This window comes from Rhizobium metallidurans, assembly GCF_014196505.1.
Taxonomy (GTDB): domain Bacteria; phylum Pseudomonadota; class Alphaproteobacteria; order Rhizobiales; family Rhizobiaceae; genus Rhizobium; species Rhizobium metallidurans.
The window spans coordinates 648,620-669,393 of sequence record NZ_JACIDW010000001.1 but is presented as its reverse complement, the minus strand read 5'-3'; the positions used below and the strand labels follow the sequence as shown (position 1 = coordinate 669,393).

Annotated in this window: 21 protein-coding genes and 1 pseudogene; 14 read left to right on the top strand and 8 right to left on the bottom strand. The window is 62.4% G+C overall.

What is annotated here, in order from left to right:
- Positions 1-22 precede the first annotated feature (22 nt).
- The 8 genes from GGQ67_RS02910 to GGQ67_RS02875 all read left to right on the top strand — a co-directional run bounded on the left by GGQ67_RS02910 (position 23) and on the right by GGQ67_RS02875 (position 6,882).
- On the top strand, positions 23-994 hold the full coding sequence (locus tag GGQ67_RS02910) for a LysR family transcriptional regulator (RefSeq protein WP_183898660.1): 972 nt from the start codon (positions 23-25) through the stop codon (positions 992-994).
- Positions 991-2,457, top strand: coding sequence for an NAD(P)-binding domain-containing protein (locus GGQ67_RS02905; RefSeq protein WP_183898659.1), 1,467 nt, complete (start codon positions 991-993; stop codon positions 2,455-2,457). The genes GGQ67_RS02910 and GGQ67_RS02905 overlap by 4 nt, the downstream gene beginning before the upstream one ends.
- Positions 2,457-2,939: a hypothetical protein gene (locus tag GGQ67_RS02900; RefSeq protein WP_183898658.1), complete on the top strand. Its 483-nt coding sequence runs from the start codon at positions 2,457-2,459 to the stop codon at positions 2,937-2,939. The genes GGQ67_RS02905 and GGQ67_RS02900 overlap by 1 nt, the downstream gene beginning before the upstream one ends.
- Positions 2,936-3,502: a peroxidase-related enzyme gene (locus tag GGQ67_RS02895; RefSeq protein WP_183898657.1), complete on the top strand. Its 567-nt coding sequence runs from the start codon at positions 2,936-2,938 to the stop codon at positions 3,500-3,502. The genes GGQ67_RS02900 and GGQ67_RS02895 overlap by 4 nt, the downstream gene beginning before the upstream one ends.
- Positions 3,503-3,782: 280 nt before the next feature.
- Positions 3,783-4,523 (top strand): amino acid ABC transporter ATP-binding protein, encoded by a 741-nt coding sequence (locus GGQ67_RS02890; protein ID WP_183898656.1) that lies wholly within the window; start codon positions 3,783-3,785, stop codon positions 4,521-4,523.
- A 32-nt stretch (positions 4,524-4,555) separates the two neighbouring features.
- A complete protein-coding gene (locus GGQ67_RS02885) occupies positions 4,556-5,383 on the top strand; it encodes a transporter substrate-binding domain-containing protein (RefSeq protein WP_183898655.1) in 828 nt (275 codons plus the stop codon).
- Positions 5,384-5,452: 69 nt separating this feature from the next.
- Positions 5,453-6,169 carry an ABC transporter permease subunit gene (locus GGQ67_RS02880; RefSeq protein ID WP_183898654.1) on the top strand — a complete coding sequence of 239 codons (717 nt, stop codon included), beginning with the start codon at positions 5,453-5,455 and terminating at the stop codon, positions 6,167-6,169.
- A gap of 20 nt (positions 6,170-6,189) precedes the next feature.
- On the top strand, positions 6,190-6,882 hold the full coding sequence (locus GGQ67_RS02875; RefSeq protein WP_183898653.1) for an amino acid ABC transporter permease: 693 nt from the start codon (positions 6,190-6,192) through the stop codon (positions 6,880-6,882).
- A gap of 230 nt (positions 6,883-7,112) precedes the next feature.
- Here GGQ67_RS02875 and GGQ67_RS02870 read toward each other — a convergent pair whose 3' ends face one another.
- From GGQ67_RS02870 to GGQ67_RS02860, 3 genes and pseudogenes are all read right to left on the bottom strand, one after another.
- Positions 7,113-7,826 (bottom strand): hypothetical protein, encoded by a 714-nt coding sequence (locus GGQ67_RS02870; protein WP_246400076.1) that lies wholly within the window; start codon positions 7,824-7,826, stop codon positions 7,113-7,115.
- 42 nt (positions 7,827-7,868) lie between these two features.
- Positions 7,869-8,144: a twin-arginine translocation signal domain-containing protein gene (locus tag GGQ67_RS02865; RefSeq protein WP_183898652.1), complete on the bottom strand. Its 276-nt coding sequence runs from the start codon at positions 8,142-8,144 to the stop codon at positions 7,869-7,871.
- Positions 8,145-8,570: 426 nt separating this feature from the next.
- Positions 8,571-8,672 (bottom strand): annotated as a pseudogene (locus tag GGQ67_RS02860) (SDR family oxidoreductase); the annotation flags it as partial.
- Between the two features lie 104 nt (positions 8,673-8,776).
- On the opposite strand from GGQ67_RS02860, the gene GGQ67_RS02855 reads away from it, so the two are divergent.
- The 6 genes from GGQ67_RS02855 (at position 8,777) to GGQ67_RS25465 (ending at position 15,833) form a co-directional block, all read left to right on the top strand.
- On the top strand, positions 8,777-10,153 hold the full coding sequence (locus GGQ67_RS02855) for an aminotransferase-like domain-containing protein (RefSeq protein ID WP_183898651.1): 1,377 nt from the start codon (positions 8,777-8,779) through the stop codon (positions 10,151-10,153).
- Between the two features lie 280 nt (positions 10,154-10,433).
- Positions 10,434-11,537 (top strand): uroporphyrinogen decarboxylase/cobalamine-independent methonine synthase family protein, encoded by a 1,104-nt coding sequence (locus GGQ67_RS02850; protein ID WP_183898650.1) that lies wholly within the window; start codon positions 10,434-10,436, stop codon positions 11,535-11,537.
- Positions 11,538-11,576: 39 nt separating this feature from the next.
- Positions 11,577-12,911 carry a sugar ABC transporter substrate-binding protein gene (locus GGQ67_RS02845; protein WP_183898873.1) on the top strand — a complete coding sequence of 445 codons (1,335 nt, stop codon included), beginning with the start codon at positions 11,577-11,579 and terminating at the stop codon, positions 12,909-12,911.
- Between the two features lie 17 nt (positions 12,912-12,928).
- The gene (locus GGQ67_RS02840; protein ID WP_183898649.1) at positions 12,929-13,858 is read left to right on the top strand and encodes a carbohydrate ABC transporter permease; all 930 of its coding nucleotides are present in this window, start codon (positions 12,929-12,931) and stop codon (positions 13,856-13,858) included.
- The gene (locus GGQ67_RS02835) at positions 13,855-14,679 is read left to right on the top strand and encodes a carbohydrate ABC transporter permease (protein ID WP_183898648.1); all 825 of its coding nucleotides are present in this window, start codon (positions 13,855-13,857) and stop codon (positions 14,677-14,679) included. Before GGQ67_RS02840 ends, GGQ67_RS02835 begins: the two co-directional genes overlap by 4 nt.
- A 5-nt stretch (positions 14,680-14,684) precedes the next feature.
- Positions 14,685-15,833, top strand: a complete 1,149-nt coding sequence (locus GGQ67_RS25465; protein ID WP_183898647.1) for an ABC transporter ATP-binding protein — start codon at positions 14,685-14,687, stop codon at positions 15,831-15,833.
- 67 nt (positions 15,834-15,900) lie between these two features.
- Here GGQ67_RS25465 and GGQ67_RS02825 read toward each other — a convergent pair whose 3' ends face one another.
- From GGQ67_RS02825 to GGQ67_RS02805, 5 genes are all read right to left on the bottom strand, one after another.
- Entirely contained in the window at positions 15,901-16,641 is a 741-nt protein-coding gene (locus tag GGQ67_RS02825) for a tyrosine-protein phosphatase (protein ID WP_183898646.1), read from the bottom strand.
- Positions 16,642-16,643: 2 nt separating this feature from the next.
- Positions 16,644-17,507, bottom strand: coding sequence for a carbohydrate ABC transporter permease (locus GGQ67_RS02820; protein WP_183898645.1), 864 nt, complete (start codon positions 17,505-17,507; stop codon positions 16,644-16,646).
- Positions 17,497-18,450, bottom strand: a complete 954-nt coding sequence (locus GGQ67_RS02815) for a carbohydrate ABC transporter permease (protein WP_183898644.1) — start codon at positions 18,448-18,450, stop codon at positions 17,497-17,499. The genes GGQ67_RS02820 and GGQ67_RS02815 overlap by 11 nt, the downstream gene beginning before the upstream one ends.
- A 135-nt stretch (positions 18,451-18,585) precedes the next feature.
- Positions 18,586-19,881 carry an ABC transporter substrate-binding protein gene (locus GGQ67_RS02810; protein WP_183898643.1) on the bottom strand — a complete coding sequence of 432 codons (1,296 nt, stop codon included), beginning with the start codon at positions 19,879-19,881 and terminating at the stop codon, positions 18,586-18,588.
- A 23-nt stretch (positions 19,882-19,904) separates the two neighbouring features.
- Positions 19,905-20,747 (bottom strand): metallophosphoesterase family protein, encoded by an 843-nt coding sequence (locus tag GGQ67_RS02805; RefSeq protein ID WP_183898642.1) that lies wholly within the window; start codon positions 20,745-20,747, stop codon positions 19,905-19,907.
- Positions 20,748-20,774 lie beyond the last annotated feature (27 nt).

Genomic DNA, 20,774 nt, shown 5'->3' with positions numbered 1-20,774 from the left:
CGAAAAGTGCATGTAGGTGGTTATGGAAACGCGTGACCTTCAAACCTTCCTTGCCGTTGCTGCCAGTGGCAGCATCACGAAGGCGGCCGACCTGCTCGGCCGGTCCCAGCCATCCGTCACGCGAACCATTCAAGACCTCGAAACGGAGCTGGGCTTCGAGTTGCTGCACCGCATCGGGCGCAGGGTGCAGTTGTCCGAGGAAGGCGTAGCGTTCGAGGAAGAAGCCCGCCGCCTCCTCATGTCGTTCAGCGAACTTGCCGCCCGCGCCAAGACGATCGCCGCCGGAAAGGGGCGAATTCTCCAGATCGTGGCGACATCGGCCATCGGCACGGGGCTGATCCCGCGTGCGATGGCCGAGCTGAAGGATGTCCAGCTTCCGCACGAGACGCACCTCGGGCAGTTCATTCCCTCGGTGGTCGCTCAGGAGGTGCGGGGCGGAAGGGCCGAACTCGGTTTCTCAAGCATGCCTTTGGATACGCCAGGCCTGGACGTCCTGCGCCTCTATTCCGCGCCCGACGTCGCGGCCCTGCATGAAGACGATCCGCTCGCGAAGCTGGATATCGTGCCGTTGACGGAATTGGCGGGAAGGCGCGTGGCGACCCTTCTCAACCCCTTGCGCTTCCAGCTGCACATCGCGCGGGCGCTTGCCGCGCGCGGGATCGAAACCGGCCCTGTCATCCGGACCAACACGGCATACGGCGCATTGCAGATCGTCCGCCAGGCCGGCATTCCGGCCATCATCGATCCGGTAACCGCCTACGGCATCAGCCAGCCCGGCGTCATCATCCGGCCGATCGACGAAACGGTGCCTTTCTACTGGGGTGTCCTGGCGGCATCGAAAAAGCCTCTGCGGCCCGTCGCGCAGGCGCTGATCGAAGCCGTCGAAGCAGTTGCCGAGCGATCGATCATCGGCTTCGCCAAGCTCGACCCCTCGGTGGCCGGGCAGTTGGTGACCAGCAACCCGGTGGATTCCAATAACGGAAAAGACACATGACGTATGTACAAAGCCCCTCCCTGCCCATCGGTCTCGCCCTGCTGGAGGAGCAGTTGGCTCGGGACCTCGAGTACCTGGAACTTCCCGGCAAGCCCTGGGTTCCGGAACGTTCGAGCGGCGGCCAGCCCGTCAGGGACGTCGTCGTCATCGGCGCCGGGATGTGCGGGCTTGCGGCAACCGCCAAGCTGGTGCTGACGGGCATTACCAACATCGTCGCCTACGACGCGGCACCCGCGGGTCTCGAAGGACCGTGGGAAACCTTCGCGCGGATGCAGACGCTGCGGTCTCCCAAGACCCTGCACGGCCCCGCTCTGGGCCTGCCGCAACTCACCTTCCGTGCCTGGTTCACGGCGCAGTGGGGTACGAAGGCCTGGGATGCGCTCGACAAGATCCCCAAGGGCCAGTGGATGGATTACCTCGTCTGGTATCGCCGCGTCCTGAATTTGCCGATCGTCAACGGCGTGCGGATGACCGCAATCAAGCGGTCCGGCGATCTCATCCAGATCGACATCGAGGGCGCCGAAACCGGTCCGGTCCTCACCCGCAGACTGGTTCTCGCCACCGGCCGCTCGGGCCTCGGCGGCTTTGCCGTCCCGGATTTCCTGCAGGGTATAGACCGCACCTACTGGGCCCATTCCGCCGACGAGATCGACTTCGATGCGCTGAGAGGCAAGCGGGTGGCGGTCATCGGCGCCGGCGCGTCGTCGATGGACAACGCGGCGACGGCCCTGGAGGCCGGCGCGAAGTCGGTCGATCTCCTGATCCGCCGAAAGCAGATGCCGCGCATCAACAAGATGACGGGAATCGGCAGCCAGGGCGTCGTGCATGGCATGCATCAGGTTCCCGATGGCTGGAAGTGGAAGTTCGTGGACTATACGTCGGCGACGCAGACGCCACCGCCGCGCTCCTCGACGCTGCGCGTGTCCCGTCACGCCAACGCCCGGTTCCTGCTTGATTGCGGTATCCGGGCCGTCAGACAGGATAGCGATGGGCTGCTCATCGAAACCACGCAGGGGCCGCTACGCTACGACTTCCTCGTGGCTGCCACCGGCTTCTTGAACGACTTCAACGGCCGCCCCGAATTCTCCGCCATCGCGCCATTCATCCGCACATGGGCGGATGGCCGCTACACGCCCGACATGGGGCCGCAGCGCCCGAGCATGGCCGACGCGCCGGATCTTGGCCCGTCCTTCGAGTTCCGGGAGCGGGTTGCCGGGACCTGCCCGATGCTGGCGAACATCTACTGCTTCAACGACGCGGCGATGCTGACGCATGGCAAGGTCTCCGGAGACATTCCGGCGGTGAGCGCCGGGGCGGACCGGCTGGTTCGCGGCATTGCCGCATCACTCTTCGCCGAAGACGTGGAAACACATTTTGCCAATCTCGTCGCCTTCGACACTCCCGAACTGATGGGAGACGAGTGGGTGGACGCCACACCCCTGTTGCGGAAGGAGAATGCGTAGTGACCGACGCCATGGACAAGATCGCGGGGCTTGCGCCTGACGATCCAATCTACGCCGCCCGGCGGCTTCGCCCGGAGTTCGTGGAGGGAGCGGAACTATGCCGGGTGGCCGTATTGCATCCGGCAAACGGCCACGGCATCGACACGGGACTGCGCCTCTCGCTAGCCCACCGCATGGCCGTCCTCAACGCCGATCAATCCCTTATCAAGGACTACGGCGACCAGCTGTCGGAAATCGGCGCGTCGGAAGAGCTGATGGCGCTCGCCCGTGGAGCGACGGACCTTGCCGAACCGCTTGCCACCATCGCCAGGCATGTCGACCTCGTCACGCTGACGCCGATCGACGCCGCGGCGAGCGACATCGCCCGCCTTCAATCGGCGGGGCTCACCAATCCGCAGATCGTCGCGCTCTCCGAACTGATCGCATTCGTCAATTTCCAGACACGCGTGGCCTCAGGCCTGCGGCTCATGAGGTCGGCATGATTTCCGCGGTCCGCCTCAAGCCACTCAACTGGCATCCCTATATCGACCCGGTCGAAGTGGCGGACGCCACGCCCGAACAGCTCGACGCGATGAAGGTCACCCCATCCGCGAAGAAAGTATCGGAATACGTCCGTACCCTGGTGCACGATCCGGAAAGCTATGTCGCCAGGACCGTGCTGTTCAACGCCATCATGTATGTTCCGGGCGGCCTGCCCCGGCCCGACAGGGAGCTGGGAGCGCTCGGCGCCTCGATCGTCAACGGCTGCAAGTTCTGCGCCGTGACCCATGCGCGGCGTCACGCGGAATTGACAAGAAGCGACGCCGTCGTGACCGCGCTCTATCTGGAGCGTCCCGAGGCCCTCGGCCCACGCGACGCGGCGATCAATGCATTCGCGCGCAGGCTCTCTCAGGTGCCATCGCAAGCCAACGAGGAAGACATCGCCTCGTTGCGGGCCGTGGGCATGGACGACGCCGAAATCATCGATCTCATCCACGCCGTCTCGATCTTCGGCTGGGCCAATCGCCTGATGCATGTCCTCGGTCATGCCGATAGCGGAAAGTAGTGTTTGCTCGCGACTTGAAACAAGGACGTTGACATTTCCATTTTACAGGATAGCGTATCCAATATCCTGTATATTGAAAATAATATCCACGCCGCGCGGCCTGGATATCGGAATGGCATCCGCGAGGATGTTTATCAAAGGGCTGACGAGAACGTCCGCCCGCAACAAAAAGGGGTCTGAAATGCTCGTGAAACCTGGGAACTTTGAAGTCGTCCGCCTGGTTCGGCTGCCTCGATCCTAACGAGACGCCAACACCTCATAATCAGAAGGACACAGCCAGATGCTGGAACTCAAGAACATCAAACTGTCGTATGGGAATTCGCAGATTCTGAACGGCGTCAATCTCTCGGTGAAACGCGGAGACGTCGTGTCGATCATCGGCCCCAGCGGCACCGGGAAAACCACGCTGCTGAAGTGCATCAACTACCTGGCGAAACCCTCTTCCGGCACCATCGCGTTCGACCAGATCCAGATGGATTACCAGCGCGCCGACAAGGCCTCCGTGCAGGCGATCCGGCTACGCACGGCGATGGTCTTCCAGCAATTCAACGTGTTCAAGAACATGACCGTTATCGCCAACGTCATGGACCCGCTGATCGTCGTGCAGCGCAAGTCGAAGGAAGAGGCACGGGAAATCGCGCTGCGCGAACTCGAACGCGTCGGTCTTTCCGCCAAGCGCGACAGCTATCCCTCTCAGCTTTCAGGCGGGCAGCTTCAGAGAACCGGCATCGCACGGGCGCTGGCTGTCCGTCCCGATGTGATGCTCTTCGACGAACCCACATCGTCCCTAGACCCCGAACTCGTCGGCGAAGTTCTCAAGGTCATCAAGGACGTGACGTCCTCGGGCATCACATCGTTGCTGGTGACGCACGAAATGCAGTTCGCGAAGAACATCTCGAACCGGATCGTCTTCATGGACCGCGGCATTGTCGCGGCCGATGGCAGCCCGGCCGAAATCTTCGACACGCCGAGCAATCCGCGCCTGGCTCAGTTCCTGAGCACCGAACATACACTGCAGTAGACTGAAAACTCAACCAAAAGGGGAACTACATCATGTTTGCTATCAAATCCACGTCGCGTCGCCAGTTCAGCCTCGCCATCCTCGGCGGCGTCGCCATCGCCTTCGCAGTTGCCGGCGCAGGCAATGCGCAGGAGGTCCGCACGATCAAGATCGCGACCTCGGCTGAATCCAAGCCTCTCGCCTGGGGCGCGATCGGCGTCGAGCCGCAGGGGTACGAGCCCGATCTGCTGCGCGCGATCAACGCCAAGCTGCCCCAGTACAAGTTCGAAATGGAAGGCGTCGCCGACATCGCCCAGGAAACCGGGCTTGCGACCGGCAAATACGACATGGCCTGCGGCGGCTACTACAAGTCGCCGGAACGGGAAAAGCAGTTCTACATTCCCGAGAACCCCATGGGCGCCAGCCTCATGAAGATCTACAGCCGCAAGGATAGCGGCATCAAGGAAATGAAGGACCTTGTCGGCAAGAGCATCGTTCCGGCAACCGCCGGCGGTGGCACCTACAAGTTCATGATGAACTGGCAGAAGGAAAACCCGCAATACAAGCTCGAAGTTACCGCATCGAGCGCCGGCATCCCCTACCCCAATCGTCTCGACGAAATCCAGAACGGCAAGTTCGACGCGCTCGTCCTGCCGTCCAATCTCGGCGAACAGACCGTCATCGACAACAAGAAGCTCGATGTCGTCGCTTCCGACCCCGTCTACAGCAACAACACCTACATGCTGATCCACAAGTCCGAGGAAAACAAGGTTCTCTCCGACGACATCAACCGCGTCCTCAAGGAACTGCGCGACGACGGCACCATGGACAAGCTTTCGCAGAAATGGTTCGGCGAAGAAATGGTCAAGTACCTCAAGTAACAGGCGCCTTCCCTGACGGCAGCGATGCCGTCAGGGCTCGGGCTGACATTGCAAGAAGGAGTGTTCATAGTGAATATCTCGACCATGATTCCCGAGCTGCTCTCGGCATTGCCGCTGACGCTCGCGATTACCTTCACCGCCCTCATCGCCGGCTTCTGCCTGGCCTTGATCGCGACGACGCTCCGCGTGCGACGGGTGTTCCTGATCAGCCATCTGGCCGATCTCTACGTTTCCTATGCGCGAAGCGTCCCTGTCGTTCTTCAGTTGTTCGTCACCTTTTACGGGCTCCCGCTGTTCGCGGCCGTGTTCGGCTTTTCGGATTTCTTCTCGGCGAACGTCGCGGCGATGGTCGGGCTGAGCTTGTACCATGGCGGCTACCTCTCGGAGGTCATGCGGCCAGCCTATCTTTCGGTGGAGCGCGGCCAGCATGAGGCGGCGGACAGCCTGGGCTACAGCTTTCGGCAGAAAATCTTCCGCATCGTCGGTCCTCAGGCGGTCCACATCGGCCTGCCCGGCTACGGCAACTCGCTCATCTACCTAGTCCACAACGTCGCATTGGTCATGTACATCGGGGCCGCCGACGTGATGGCGACCGCGCACCTGATCATGCAGCGCGACTACAACCAGTACCAGTTCGAAACGTATCTCGTTCTGGCGGTCATCTACTCCTTGATGTGCCTGATCGTCTGGCTCGTCGTCCGCTTCTTCGAGCTCCGCTCGTCGATGCGCGCGCCGGAGACGGCCAACGCCGGACGCGTCAAGAACGTGCTCCTGCCAAGTGTTTGACCGAGAAGGGGTATCAGTAAATGTTTGAAACCGACATTCTATTACAGGACACCCGGGAAATACTTGGCGCGGTGCCTGTCACGCTCGCGATGGCAGCCCTTATCTTCGTATTCTCGACACTGATCGGCAGCCTGTTCGCGTTCATCGAGTACAGGAAGATCCCGGTCCTGAGGGAAGCCGTGCTGACCTACAAGGTCGCCTTCAAGGGCGTCCCGATGGTCATCGTGATCTTTCTCGCGTACTTCGGCCTGCCCGCCGGTCTGCAGATGCTGACCTCGCTGGTGGGGATCAACTACAATGGCCATTCGATGCCGAACTGGGTCGTTCTGGTCGTTGCGATCACGGGCTGTATCGCGGCTTTCCAGGCCGAGATCATCAAGGGAGCCCTGAACTCCTTCGACAACGGCCAGGCTGACGCCGCGCATTCGCTTGGGTACACCAATGCCCAGCTGTTTCGCCGGGTGATGTTTCCGCAGGTGGTCGTGGCGGCGATACCGGACCTGACGACATCGATCATGGTCATCATGAAGGCGCTTTCGCTCGGATTTGCGATCGAGGTCGTCGACATCTTCGCCCAGTCACAGCTGACCGCGGCCCTGAACTTCTACTATCTCGAGGCGTTCGTCATCGCGGTGGTCATCTACATGGTCATCGCCTACATCGTCACGCAGGTAGCCGACATGCTGGAACGCAACCTTCGCCTTCGGGCGTAGTCCAGCACCGTCACCGTGCGTCTTATGCCCATGCCGGCATAAGACGCACAATGCCGGGCAAAGCCTCGTCACGGCCTGTCCTCGCGGCGACGGCAGAGATGATCGGATCGTCACTGGCGATCCCGAACAGACCCGCTATCCCGTCGATCGGCACCCATCGGGTTCTTCAGGCGCGGGCCGAGATGCCCCGACCCTGCCACGTAACCCCGATGTTTTCCCGCGTCTTGCGATTACTGCCACTGACCATCCGGCAGGCGGCCATGATACGGCGTATCCCGGCAGTGGCCCCACGGGCCGAGCCAGTAGCCGGGCGGGCATGGATTTGCGGGTGGATAGTATGCGGGCGGCGGATAATAAGGTTCGACATAACGCGGGCCCGCCAGCGACGCCCCGATGGCCGCACCCGACGCGGCACCAAGCGCGTACCAGCCGGCGTTGTTCCAGCCACGCCAATGGTCGATAAACAGCGCCGCTGGACCGGTCACGCCGGCGAGATCGCCTTCCAGCACCGAAACGTCGAACGTGAGCGTCGTCCCGTCAAGCTTTGGAGACTTGAGCGTGACCACCGCATCGCTTACATTCGAGCCGCCCGCGAGAACCGAGACCGTCGCATTCGGCGGGTCCTTGTCGAAACTGTCGGCGCCGGCGCCCCATTGACTGACGATTTCACTGGTCGCGATATGGCCGGCGGCACGGGTTGGGCGATCGGCGAAGATGATGGAGTTGGCGGAAACGCCCGTCAAGACCAGCGTGTTGCCTTCCAGCTTCGCACCATCGGCGTTGAACACCAGGAGTGATGCTACCGGCGCCTGCTGGCTGACCTGTCCCACGGTCTTCCGCAACGGCGCATTGGGTACCCTGGCGGCATCCTGCGCGATTGCGACTCCCGCAAGCAGTGCGATCAAGCCAGACAACAATAGTCTGATTGGTTTGATGCGTATCATTGTCGAATCCCCCTTGTGAGTTCCGTCGTGGATAGCCCGCGATCAGCCGCCGCCACGGCTGGCGGCATAGTCGATGCCGGCCTGGACTTCGTCCATGGCCTGCATGACCAGTTCGGCGGCGCGCTCCTTGTGTCCGCCCTTGTTCGGCGTCGCACGGCGAAGCGAGGCCAACGCAGCCTGCAACTGACGCAGCGCGGCATCCATGTTGCCTTGCTCCGCCGTGGCTGGAGACGATACGAGGGACGTGGCGGAGGCCGCGGCCAGGACCACACCCGCGCCGGCGAGCACGTTCCTGCGTGAAATGGTGAATTCGGTCACGTCGTTTCTCCGAGTAAGGGTCGGTTTGCTGCGATAAGATGCTGACTTGCCGGGCGATCGCCGCCCTGGGAGAGCGCCGACCGATTGCCGGGGATCGATCCTTTGCCGCATCACCACTTCCGGGTATGCGATGAAAAAAAGATCTGACTATTTCGCTTCTGGCGGCCGCGAGACCGCAAGTCGAACCTTGGAGCGATCCAGGCTTCTGAACTAATGTCGAGTTAGCGTGTCGATACGGTCGCGTCTTCGACTGACCCATTTAGGATCAGCCATGAAACGGCTCGCCATTGCCATTTGACCTATAAAACAAATACTGCAAATTGCAATTCTTATACTACCGAAAAGTTGTATTTCGCAACACGATACGACAAAATATCCTCACAAGCAGCGAAATAGACGCATTGATACGAACGCGCGGCGGCGGACGGAGGCGCGTGTTGCCAGTTGTCCGGGCGAAATGGCGTGCACGCGAATGCCATTATTGGGCCCGAGTTCGGCGGCGATATGCCGGACGGAAGCTTCCAGCGCGGTAATGAGATCATCGGCCCTGTCATCCTCCTGAAACATGCTTTCGCTACGCCGCCCCATCCTCCTCGGTCCGACGAGGGCTGACCATTGCAAAGGGGCATCGGATGCAGTTTCAGCTCGATCGCGATGGCGCCCAGTCTCTTGCCGAACAGATTTGCAAGTCCATCGAGGCGCGCATCCTGGACGGCACCTACGGACCGGGGGAACGCTTGCCCTCGACGCGCCAGCTGGCCCACGAGATCGGGGTTTCCCGCAGCACGGTTTCCGAGGCATTCGACATGCTGATGGCCGAGGGCCTCATCCTCGGCGTTACCGGGTCCGGCACATTCGTCAATTCCCTGCGCTATCTCGAACAACGGCGAATCCTGCCGAAAAACGCCACGCCGATCGCGGAGCTGCCCGCCGCGCCGCGCTCCGTCGTCAATGCGCTGTCCTGGGGGCCGACGCTCGACTATTTCCCGTTTGCCGTCTGGCAGCGGATCGGGACGGAGCAGGCGGCCCGTGTTCGCGAGCTGATGAACGAAGGCGATCCGGCCGGGTTCGCACCTTTGAGGATGCAGATCGCCGGCTATCTGAAAAGCCGCCGCGGGATCGTCTGCCACCCCGACCAGATCATCGTTACCTCCGGCATGACCCAAGGTCTCGATCTCGTCGCCCGCACGCTTCTGCGCAGCGGCGATATCGCGCTGATGGAGGACCCGGCGGAGCTGCGCGTGCGCACCACGCTGACGCTCGCCGGCGCCAGGGTGCAGGCGCTTCCGGTCGATGACGAAGGGCTGAGGATCGAGCCGGCTTCGCCGCAGTTCCGGCTGGTTCATCTGTCGCCTGTCCGGCAGTTTCCGTCCGGTGTGATCCTGAGCGATGCCCGCGAGCAGGCGATCCGCCGCCATGTCGAGGCGAATGGCGCTCATATCGTGGAGATGGACAATACGGCGCTCTTGCCGGAACCCCGGGCGCCGATCTTCGCCGACCAGTCAAGCCGCGACCGGACGATCTATCTGTCGACCTTGAGCTGGACGATGTTCCGGTCTCTGCGTATCGGCTACATCGTTGCCGAGCCGGCTATGATCAACCGGCTGATCGCCACCCGCGCAGCCATGGATTTTCGGCCGCCGCTGATCGAGCAATACATGCTGGAACAGTTCATGCGCGAGGGGCATCTGGAACACTATATCGACCGGATGCGTGCGGTGCTCTCGGTGCGCCGGCAATCGCTTGTCGGCTCGTGGCCGGCCGGACTGCCGGCCGGGGTGTCGCTTTCGCCCGAGCCGGGCGGGCTCGGCCACATGCTGACCCTCCCCGACGGAACCGACGTCGAAAGGCTGCTGCGCCAGGCGGCGGCGCGCGGGCTGGAACCGCGCGACATCTCCTCCTGGTTCGCCGATCCGGCACGCCGCGCCCTGCTGCTCGGCTTTGCTTATGCCGGCGAGTTCACCACCATCAGGGGCATGCGCGATCTCGCCGACATTCTCGGTTCATGACGCCGCGACAGCCGCCGTCGCCTCCTTGCGCATTTCGTGAAAATTGCCGTGCGGTCGAGGCCAGTGCCGCACCGGCTATGCGGCCTCGATCTCGAAAGCGAAGCGCTGCCGCCCAAATGCAGGCTGCGTCCAAGCCACTTGTCACATAAGGCGGCCTTTGCCGGGGGTTTGTGACAAGTGGCCCGGTGACCCCAGGAAAGTGGCCCTGTTTCACAACCCTTGCCCGACCCTAGAACGAGCAGGACGGAGAAACCTTCTCCCGAAGCGACAGGAAATTCCCATGCTCCCACTCCGTACCCAGCCACTCCGTACCCAGATCGTCGGAAGTTACGTCAAGCCCGCATGGCTGGTGCGTCACGGCCATGAGCACCACCACGACGGCAGCTGGTGGCGGCCAGAAGCCGATGTGCTGCAACAGGCGCAGGACGACGCGGTTCTGCTGGCGATCCACGAGCAGGAGCGCGCCGGGCTCGACGTCGTCACGGATGGCGAGATCCGCCGCCAGCATTACGACCGGCATTTCGTATCCGGCATCGGCGGCATCAGTCTCGAAAAGGTGCAGGACAAGGAGTTCCAAAGCGAACTCAAGAGCAAGACCGCCCGCACCGATCTCGGTGACCTCTGGCAGAATTTTCGGATGTCGCCGACGATCACCGGTCCGCTGGAATGGGTTTCCTCGCCTGCGATCGATGAACTGCGCTTTGTGAAGAAGCACGCAAGGCGCCCGGTCAAGGCACCGATCGTCGGCCCGATGACGCTCTACGATCGGCTGGCGGACGACTATTACCTGCGACCCGAAGACGCCATCATGGCGCTGGCCGGCGTACTGAACCGCGAGTTGAAGGAACTGCAAGCGGAAGGGACCGACCTCCTGATGGTCGCCGACCCCGCGCTGCATTTCAAGCTCAGCCGTTCGCGCGAGATCGGCAAGCCCGTCATCGAACGGCTGCTCGAAGGCATAACCACGCCCGTCGTCCTGCATGTCTGCTACGGATATGCGAAATATTCGTCGTCGAAGACGATCAACCCTTCCTATCCCGAGGTCTTGCGGCTCCTCTCGGAAACGTCGGTCCAGGCGATGAGCATCGAATACGAACAGCCCGGACATACGCCGGATCTCTTGAAGCAAGCCGGCGACAAACATGTCCATCTCGGCCTGATCGGCATGGGATCGCATGAAATCGAGACGCCCGAACATATTGCCGGACGCTTGCGAGAAGCGCTGAAAATCGTACCGCCGGAGCGGCTTCACCCCTCGACCGATTGCGGCATGTGGTTCCTGCCGCGCGATGTCGCCCGCGCAAAGATCGAGGCGCTGGTCAAGGGCACCAATATCGTGCGCCGCGAACTCGGGCTCGACATTCCCGACCACGCCATCCGCTGACCTCTGCTTTACCGATCTCCCGCGCAAAGGACGAGACCCATGATCCGAGCCCCATTCTCCTTCGAACCGACCCGCCGCGACCTCCTGAAAGGCCTCGGCGCGAGTGCCGCCGCCGCCGTGATCGGCGGTGCCGCGCCGGCCGCCGCGCAGACCAATCCCTATGACGGGCTCAAGGGGGAGGAACTGGAACTCCTCATCTGGGATGGGGGCGCCTTCGTCGACAACATGATGACGAGCGTGCAGCAGAAATGGACATCCGTCGGTGGCGGAACGCTGAAGTTCCGCAAGGTCCCGTTTGGCGATCTCGATCGCGCGGTGCGCTCCGCCAACCAGGGCGGCCCCGGCCCGGATGTGTTTCTGGCCAATGCGCCGAACGTCATAACCTACAAGAAACTCGGCCTCATCGAACCGGTCACCGACATGTTCAGCAAGGACGATCTGGAGGACTTCTTCCCGACGGTCAGGCTCGGCAGCGAGATCGACGGCGAATTCTACGGCCCCTCCACCAACGAGAACGGCCAGGCTCTGTACTACGACCGCAAGCTCACCGACCGCTATGGCCTGAAACTGCCGGAAACCTTGGCCGACGCCTGGAAATGGGACGAATGGCTTCGCGTCTTCACCGAGATCCAGGCCGCCGAGCGCAAACGACGCGGCAACGACCAGTTCTTCGCGCTTTACCCCAACATGGGCAATACCGGTCTGTTTTTCTCGGGCATCTATCCGCGCGGCGCCGGCGAAAAAGGCTCAAATGCCTGGAAAATGGTGAGTGACGACGGGTTGAAGAGCACCGGTTACCTGAATTCGACGGAGGCGCTGGAAGGCCTGCAGCTGATCCAGGACATTCACCACAAACACGGCATCGCGCCGGTATCCACGCAGAAGGACATGTTCTACAACGATCAGGTCGCGTTCTTCTGCGGCGTGCCGCTTTACCTCGCCCCGATCAGGAAGGCGCGGCCGGATATCGATCTGGCCACCGCGCCGGTGCCTTATCTCAAGACCCCGATCATCCACACCGGCTCGTTTGCCTGGCTGGTCAACCGTCAGACCGCGAGGATGGGTGATGCCAAGCTTTTCGTGAAATTCATGGGCTCGCCCGAGGGCAATGACATCGTCGCGCGTGGCTGGACCTCACCGCCGATCCGCAAGTCGATGGTCGCCGCCCGGCCGGAATTCCAGACGAAGCCGATGTCGCTTTTCATCGACAGCATCACCGAATGGTCCGTGCCGCGTCCCAAGGTTCCCGGCTTTTCCGAGCTCGACACGATGTGGATCCGGCTGGAAGCCGATATTGTCAGCGGTGGCAACGTGAAGGCGCTTGCCGACGATGCCGCGCGGCGCATCGATGCCCAGCTTCGGCGCTACGCCTGACGGACCTCGCGGACCACATGCCGAATTCCCTCGCCGCTTCCAGGCCAAGCTTCTCCAGGCATCGCAGGCTCCCTGCCCTCCTCGAAGGATGGGGGCCGGCGCTTGTCTTTCTGGCCCCTGCCCTTGTCATGCTGTGTCTTTTCAAGGTCTGGCCGATCGCCGAGGCGATCTATACGAGCACCGGCACGTTCGATCCCGGCGGCCAGCGCATCGGTACCGCGGGCTTCGACAATTTCAGCCTTGCGCTGTCCGACAGTCGCTTCCGGTGGGGGTTGTGGCTCAGCCTGTTCGCGGCGATTGCCAAGGTTCCGGTTCAGCTCGTGCTCGGGCTTGGCGCGGCATTGATGCTGCGCGCCAACACCGGCGGGAATGCCTTCGTGCGCGCGATGATGATCTCACCGATGTTCTTCGGCCTACCGGTGACCACCTTCATCTCCGCCTATATGTTCGACGCCAATGTCGGGGTGGTGAACGCCATCCTCTCGGGAATGGGCGTAGCGCGCGTCTCCTGGCTCTCCAGCGAGATGCCGGCGCAGTTCCTCGTGCTCGGACTTTCCATCTGGCGCGATGTCGGCGTGACCATGCTGGTCTTTCTCGCCGGGCTTTCCGCCATTCCGCCGCAGATCGCCGCCGCCGCGAAACTCGACGGCGCGGGGCCGGTGGCGCTGCTATTGACCATCACGCTGCCGCTATTGGCCAGAAGCTGCCAATTCGCCGTCGTTCTGGCGACCCTCGCCTCGTTCCAGATCCTGGTTCCGGTGCTGATGTTGACCAAGGGCGGCCCGACCGGCGCCACCGATCTCGCCAGTTTCCAGATCTACGAGACAGCCTTCAGCTATTTCGATCTCGGGACGGCGAGCGCCATGTCGATCGTCGTTCTCCTCGGGCTCATCGCCATCATCACGCTTGAGCTGCGCTGGCTGGCCGTGAAATGGACTTACGAATGAGCCGTTCGCTTGGAATTGTCCTGCGTGTTCTGCTCGCCGCGGTCTTCGTGCTGCCGATCCTCTTCGCGGTCACCGCCTCGCTTCGGGAAAACAGCGACATGTACCGGTATGCCGGCAGCCTGTCGCTCTGGGCCTTCCTGCCGGCGGAACCAACCTTCGACGCCTATCGCCGCGCGCTCGGCCTTCCCCGCCTGCAGGCCCAGCTCTTCAACACCGTGCTTCTGGGCTTCGTGATGGCGACGGGTACCACGATCTCCAGCCTTCTCGCCGGTTACGCGCTGTCCCGGTTCCGGTTTCGCGGCCGCAAGGCGCTGTTCCTGCTGATGCTGTTCACGCTGTTCATTCCTGTCGATGTCATCCTCCCGCCCCTGTTCTTCGTCGTTCGCGATCTCGGGCTGATCGACAGCTTCTGGGGGCTCGCCCTGCCCTTCATCTTTTCGCCGATCGGCGTCTACCTGATCCGCCAGGCGATCGAGGAAGTCCCGCGTGAACTCGATCATGCCGCCGCCCTCGACGGCGCCGGCCTGTGGGAAGTGCTTCGAACCGCGATCCTGCCGAATATCCGCGGAGCGCTGATCGCCTGCTGGCTGATGCATTTCGTGTTCGTCTGGGAGTGGTATCTCTGGCCGCTCATCGCCATGCGCCGCGACGACGGGCAACTCGCCCAGGTGGCGATCTCCGGCCTGATCGATCCCCTGCGCTCGACCGATTACGCACTGGTCTTCGCCGCGGCCATCCTCACCATCGTCCCGGCCTTCGTTATATTCGCCATCCTGCAGCGCTTCCTGACGCCGAGCCAGGCGACATCAGGCGGAAAGTGATCCTCATGCACAAACTCGTCCTCCGGTCCGTATCCAAGGGTTATGCGAAGGGTACGGCCGTGCTCAAGCCTTTCGATCTCGTCGCCCAGAGCGGCGAGCTGATCGTGCTCGTCGGCCCGTCCGGCTGCGGCAAGTCGACCTTGCTGAAACTGATCGCGGGCCTGGAGAAGGTCGACGGCGGCCAGATCCTGCTCGGCGAGCGCGACATTACCGACATCGAGCCGCGCCACCGCAAGATCGCCATGGTGTTTCAGAATTACGCGCTCTATCCGCACCTGACGGTGCGCGAAAACCTCGCCTATCCGCTGCGTCGGCAGAAGATGCGTGCCGCCGAAATCGACGGCAAGGTTATCGAGGTGGCGAACCAGCTGCGCCTGGAAGAGCTTCTCGATCGGCGCCCCTCGCAGCTTTCCGGCGGCCAGAAGCAGCGCGTCGCCATGGGGCGGGCGATCATCCGCGAGCCGGATCTATTCCTGCTCGACGAGCCGCTTTCCAATCTCGATGCGGCGCTCAGAACCCATGTGCGCGGCGAAATCCGCGATCTTCAGCGGCGACTGGGCACGACGATGATCTATGTCACCCACGATCAGGTTGAGGCGCAAACGCTGGCGGACCGCGTGGTCATCCTGCGCGATGGCGAGGTGCAGCAGGTCGGCCCGCCGCGCGAAATCTACCGGCGTCCGGCCAACATATTCGCAGCCGCCTTTCTCGGCGCCGCCCCGCCGAATTTCCTCGCAGGCCGGGTGACCGCGAACCGGCTGGAAATGGGCGGCGCCTCCGTGTCGCTGGCCGACCTTCCCGGCGAATGCCGGACCGCGCTTGCGGGCCGCGAGCAGATCTATGCCGGATTGCGGCCGGAAGCGCTCTACCGCGTCACCGACGCAAGGCAGAGCGTTTTCAGACTGACGGGCCATGTCGTCAGGCGCGAGATCATCGGCAACAGTCAGCATGTCTATTTCCGCGGCGAGGCCGGCTCGCCCGACATGACGAGACTAGCCGCACTGGCCGGCCGGCATATGACCGACGAATTGGTCTGGACGACCGAAAACCTCGATACGGACGACACGCTCGAACTCGGCATCCGTCTCGAGGATATCCTGTTCTTCGATGCCGATGGACATGCCATCGGCACCCATGGCGGCGACAGCCTCTAACCTATTATCGTCGCGCCTGCGGGCACGCGACCGAATGACGGCGAGCGGCCGTGGGTCTGCGGCAGTGTCAGGAAAGGCGGGCCTTCAGGCGCGACACCTGTGCTTCATCCACGCCAAGCAGGCGCAGATAATCCGGGACGCTGCCGTAATGCAGGCGGATGTGGTCGAGCGCCTGTCGCATGCTCCTTGGTTCGGAGGCGAGCACGATATCGATCAGGGTGGAAGACATGCCTCGGTCGAGTGCGCGCTGGCGCAGCCTGGCGATCAGCGGGCCGGAAATCGTTGCGGTCAACGCGTAGTCCTCGATAATCGTCGTCTCGTCGACGCCCGCATTCGCCAGCAGCAGGGCGGCAATGACACCGGTCCGGTCCTTGCCGGCGCTGCAGTGGAAGAGCACGGCGCCGTCCGGCGCTTCCGCGATGATGTTCAGCACTTCGGCGATCGCCGGCCGGCATTTGTCGATCGCCTGGCAATAGCGGTCGCCCATGTCGAAGCTGAGGCTTGCTTCGGCCATCATCTCGACCGGGGCGAGCGCCGAAAATACCGGCGTGTTGTGATAGCGCACACGGTCATGACCGACGAAGGGGTTGGCCTGCGCGGCGATCTCATGCGCATTGCGCAGGTCGATGACCGTTGCAAGGCCATGGCCGAGCAGCGCTTCGATATCGGCCGCGCTCAGATCATGCAGGGCGTCGCCGCGCAATATGGAGCGCCAGCGGGTCGAGTTGCCGCCGGCGGTCCGGTAGCCGCCGAGATCACGGACATTGTGTGCGCCTTCGAGAGCGATCAGTCGGTTATAGATGAACATTTTCAGCGGATTCCGGATTTCATGAAGGATTCGATGACGTGGCGCTGCAAGACGAGGTAGATGATCAGGATCGGCAGGCTGGCGAGCGCCGCGGCCGCCATCAGCGGTCCCCAGAGATTGCCCTCCTGGGTCATGAACATCTGCAGGCCGATCTGGACGACGGAGTTTTCCGGCTTGCGGGAGAGGAGCAGCGGCCAGAAATATTCGTTCCAGGCGGAGATGAAAGCGATGATCGACAGCGAGGCGATCGGAGCCCCCATGTTCGGCGCGACGATCTGCCAGAGGATCTTCCAGCTCCGCGCCCCGTCGATGCGCGCTGCTTCGACGATCTCGGTCGGAAAGGAGCGCATGGCATGATAGAGCAAAAGGACCGCGAAAGCGTGGCTGGCATTCGGCAGGATGAGGCCCGTCAGCGTGTCGAGCAGCCCGAGACGTGACGCGAGCACGTAGTTCGGGATCATCGTGACCTGGAAAGGAACGAGCCAGGAGAGTGCGATCAGACCGTGGATGACGCCGGAAAGCCGCATCCGCCAGCGCACCAGCGCGTAAGCCGCGAACAGGCCGGTCACCACCTGCAGCGCCGCCGTCGCCGCCGCGACGACCGTGGTGTTGAACAGCATCTGCAGCATCGGGATGCGGGTCAGCACGAAAACGTAGTTCTCGAGCGTCGGATTGGCCGGCCATACGGCCGTCGAGAAGATTTCGTTTTCCGGCCTGAGCGACGTGACGATCATCCAGTAGATCGGGAAGATCGACAGGAACGAGGGCAGGATCATCACCGCATGCACGGCGACGCGGCGGACCTTTCCGGTATTCCCGTTCAGCGAGACGAGCGGCTGATGATCGTGTGAAGCTTCAATTGTCATAGACCGCGAACCTTTTGGTCAGCCACATGCAGCCCGCGGCGAGAATGGCGAAGCCGAGGAAGACGATCATGCCGGCTGCCGAACTCCAGCCGGCGGACATGGTCTCGAAGCCGTATTCCCAGAGCAGGTAGAAGATGTTGGTGGTGGATTTCAGCGGGCCGCCATTGGTCAGCACGTTGATATAGGCAAAACTCCACTGCGCCCCGAACAGGATGGTCATCATCGACAGCAGCAGGATGGTGGGCGAAAGCAACGGCAGGCGGATATCGCGAATGATCCCCCAGCGGCTCGCGCCGTCGATGCGCGCCGCCTCGATGTAGGAAGGGTTGATGCCGGCATTGGCGGCTGAAAAAAGCAGCGTCGAAAAACCGATCAGCTTCCAGCCGGTGATCCAGGTCAGTGTCGCCAGCGCGTAGGTCGGATCGGTGAGGAAGCCTATGCGGCCAAAGCCCAATTGTTCCAGGCCAAGCATGATCAGACCCTGATCCTCGTTCAAAAGCCAGCGCCAGAGAATGGCCGCGACGACCGGCGCGACGATCATCGGCACGAAGATCAGGCCGCGATAGATCATCCGGGCGCGGCCGGTGAGGTCCTGCGTCCAGATCGCCACGAAGAGCGGGATGATCACCGACATCGGGAAGAGGCCGAGGATGTAGTAGAGCGTATTCCAGAGCGCGTTGCGCATGTCCGGCAGCGCCATCAGGCGCTCGTAATTCTTCAGGCCCACATAGCGCGGCGTGGCGCTGGGCAGCATGTTCCATTGATAGAAGGACAGCTGGAAGGTCTCGACCAGCGGGATATAGGTCCAGACGAACAGCAGAACGAGCGCCGGGGTGAGATAGAGCCAGGGCGAAATGGTGAAGGGCTCGCGCTGGCGGCGGGCTCTTGCCGGCGCGCGGGCGATCGTCATGGGTCTGGCGAAATCGGCCTGAATATCGGTCATCGGGTCCATCCGGATGGTCTTCGGATGCCGGGCGAAACACGCGTGCCCGCCCGGCATTCTTTCCTCGTGATGTCAGGCCTGCGGAAAACGCCGCGTCACCGACAGGCCGTTTCCACGGTCAGGGGCTGTCGCCAATCAGGGCATCAGATCCTGAGCCTGTTCCTGCGCTGTCTTGAGCGTGGCGATCGGGTCGCCATTGCCGAAGACGGCTTCACGAACCGAGTCCATCATCATCTTCTCGACCTGACGGTAGTTCGAGCCGGGGAAGGCCATGTTCGCGGTGATGCGGTCCAGCTGTTCCAGGTTGGAGCGGAACATCGGGTTCTCCTTCAGCCACGGTCCCAGCTGGTTGGGATCGTCGACGATATCGAGGCGCAGCGGCAGGTAACCGATCTTGCTGGTGATGATCGTATAGGCTTCCCGGCTGGTCAGGTACTTCAGGAGTTCATAAGAAGCGCGCTGCTTGACCGGATCCTTGCTGAAGACGAAAAGCGCACTGCCGGAATTTGTCGGCGCCGTCGGCTTGTCGCCGAAGGACGGCATGGGTGCGAGCCTCAGGTCAAATTTGCCGGCGGCCGATTTCTTGACGCTGGAGAGAAGCGCGCTCGTATAGAGGAACATGCCCATGTTGCCGGCCGCGAACGTGTCGGAGGCGCTGGCGGGATCGATCTTGGCATGGGCGCCGCTGGTCACCATGTCGCGCAGGGTCTTGACGGCTTCAGCCGCGTTTTCCTCGGCGAAGGTCAGTGTATTGCCGTCGCGCACCTTGCCGCCGTTCGACATGACGATCGCCTGGTAGACGAACGTGCCGTCCGTCGGGCCATAGGCGCCCGGGAAGAAGCCGTTCTTGCCGGTCCTTTCCTTGATCGCCTTGCCGGCGGCCGCGACGTCGGCCCAGGTCTTCGGCGGGGCGTTCGGATCGAGGCCGGCCTGCTTGAAGAGATCGGCATTGTAGAACATGATCGGCGTCGAGAAGGTATAGGCGAGACCGTAGGTCTTGCCATCGACCTTGCCGAGTTCGAGACCCTTCGGGATCATGCCCGAAAATTGGTCCTTCAGCTCGGCCTCCGGGACCATGTCCTCGAGTGCGTTGCCGCCGAGATCGCTAGCGATAAAAATCAGGTCGCGGAAGACGAGCTGGGCCACATCAGGCTGTTTGCCGGCGACGATATCGGCCTGCACGCGGGTGATGATTTCGTTGGAGGGAACGGCGATCGGCTCGACCTTGACGTTCGGAAACTTCTTCTCGAATCCGGCGATCAGTTCCTTCGTCGCTTCCTGGCCAACGCCCGCGGAGGCAAGGTTGTAGTTGTAGAAGGTGATCGTCACCGGCTTGTCGATGGTTGCCGGCATTTCGGCGAAAGCGCCGAAGGGCAGCATCGAGGCGGCGGTCAGCGTCGCCATCAGCTTGAGAGTGGTTCTGCGCAGCATGTTGCGTGGCTCCAGGAGTGAGATTATTCGGCGGCGACGGGCATTGCCCGGGCCATCAGAAGTTCGAGTGGATAAGTATTGAGTTCGGCGCGATCGGACGGCAGCGGCACGAAGGCCATGGTCAGGCCGGACGGACGGATGGTGCCGATGCCGAAGGAGGCGCCGCGCACCATCCGCAGGATGTCGGTGCGCAGGATGTCGGTGGCAGCGTGCTGGCCGGTGCCGACGACGACAGGAATGCCATGCCAGACGGAGACGCGATCATGATGGATATGGCCGCTGAGGATACCGATGATGTTGCGGCCCTTCAGCAATTCGCGGAAACGTTCGGACTGCGGGAAGTGGATGGTGCGCCAGTGGGTCGCATCGGCCTCTTCGCCGAGTGCCGGCGGATGGTGGACGACGATCAGCTTCGGTAGCTCCAGATGCTTGTCGAGCGTTGCCGCGAGCCAGTCGAACTGTTCCGGTTCGATCGTGCCGCCGATAAGGCCGGGCGTCGTGGAATCGATCGTGACGATATGGATGCCGTCGATGATCGTGTCGTGATCGTAAGGCGCATCCAGATCGGCTGATTCGACAGCCATGCCTTCATAGAAGCCCGGGCGGGTATCGTGGTTGCCGAGCGCATAGACGATCGGCACGTCGATCTTGGCGTCCATAATCTCCTTCAGCCGCCGGAAGCTTTCCGCATCGCCGCGGTTCGTCAGGTCGCCGCTGGCGATGACGAATTGCGGCTTCGGCGTGACGGTTGCGACGAGATCGAGCACCTGGTGCAGCGTCTCTGTCGTGTCCGAATGCAGATGGCTGTCATCGGCGGTGCCGATGTGCAGGTCGGTAAGATGGATGAAGGTGGTTTCGCGGCGCATCGGATGCCTCCTGAATGGCAGTTTCGT

Excerpts from the sequence above, each read along its gene's own strand:
- GGQ67_RS02910 (WP_183898660.1), top strand. The coding sequence starts at position 23 with ATGGAAACGCGTGACCTTCAAACCTTCCTTGCCGTTGCTGCCAGTGGC.
- GGQ67_RS02905 (WP_183898659.1), top strand. The coding sequence starts at position 991 with ATGACGTATGTACAAAGCCCCTCCCTGCCCATCGGTCTCGCCCTGCTG.
- GGQ67_RS02895 (WP_183898657.1), top strand. The coding sequence starts at position 2,936 with ATGATTTCCGCGGTCCGCCTCAAGCCACTCAACTGGCATCCCTATATC.
- GGQ67_RS02890 (WP_183898656.1), top strand. The coding sequence starts at position 3,783 with ATGCTGGAACTCAAGAACATCAAACTGTCGTATGGGAATTCGCAGATT.
- GGQ67_RS02885 (WP_183898655.1), top strand. The coding sequence starts at position 4,556 with ATGTTTGCTATCAAATCCACGTCGCGTCGCCAGTTCAGCCTCGCCATC.
- GGQ67_RS02875 (WP_183898653.1), top strand. The coding sequence starts at position 6,190 with ATGTTTGAAACCGACATTCTATTACAGGACACCCGGGAAATACTTGGC.
- GGQ67_RS02870 (WP_246400076.1), bottom strand. The coding sequence starts at position 7,826 with ATGATACGCATCAAACCAATCAGACTATTGTTGTCTGGCTTGATCGCA.
- GGQ67_RS02855 (WP_183898651.1), top strand. The coding sequence starts at position 8,777 with ATGCAGTTTCAGCTCGATCGCGATGGCGCCCAGTCTCTTGCCGAACAG.
- GGQ67_RS02850 (WP_183898650.1), top strand. The coding sequence starts at position 10,434 with ATGCTCCCACTCCGTACCCAGCCACTCCGTACCCAGATCGTCGGAAGT.
- GGQ67_RS02845 (WP_183898873.1), top strand. The coding sequence starts at position 11,577 with ATGATCCGAGCCCCATTCTCCTTCGAACCGACCCGCCGCGACCTCCTG.
- GGQ67_RS02840 (WP_183898649.1), top strand. The coding sequence starts at position 12,929 with ATGCCGAATTCCCTCGCCGCTTCCAGGCCAAGCTTCTCCAGGCATCGC.
- GGQ67_RS02835 (WP_183898648.1), top strand. The coding sequence starts at position 13,855 with ATGAGCCGTTCGCTTGGAATTGTCCTGCGTGTTCTGCTCGCCGCGGTC.
- GGQ67_RS25465 (WP_183898647.1), top strand. The coding sequence starts at position 14,685 with ATGCACAAACTCGTCCTCCGGTCCGTATCCAAGGGTTATGCGAAGGGT.
- GGQ67_RS02825 (WP_183898646.1), bottom strand. The coding sequence starts at position 16,641 with ATGTTCATCTATAACCGACTGATCGCTCTCGAAGGCGCACACAATGTC.
- GGQ67_RS02820 (WP_183898645.1), bottom strand. The coding sequence starts at position 17,507 with ATGACAATTGAAGCTTCACACGATCATCAGCCGCTCGTCTCGCTGAAC.
- GGQ67_RS02815 (WP_183898644.1), bottom strand. The coding sequence starts at position 18,450 with ATGACCGATATTCAGGCCGATTTCGCCAGACCCATGACGATCGCCCGC.
- GGQ67_RS02810 (WP_183898643.1), bottom strand. The coding sequence starts at position 19,881 with ATGCTGCGCAGAACCACTCTCAAGCTGATGGCGACGCTGACCGCCGCC.
- GGQ67_RS02805 (WP_183898642.1), bottom strand. The coding sequence starts at position 20,747 with ATGCGCCGCGAAACCACCTTCATCCATCTTACCGACCTGCACATCGGC.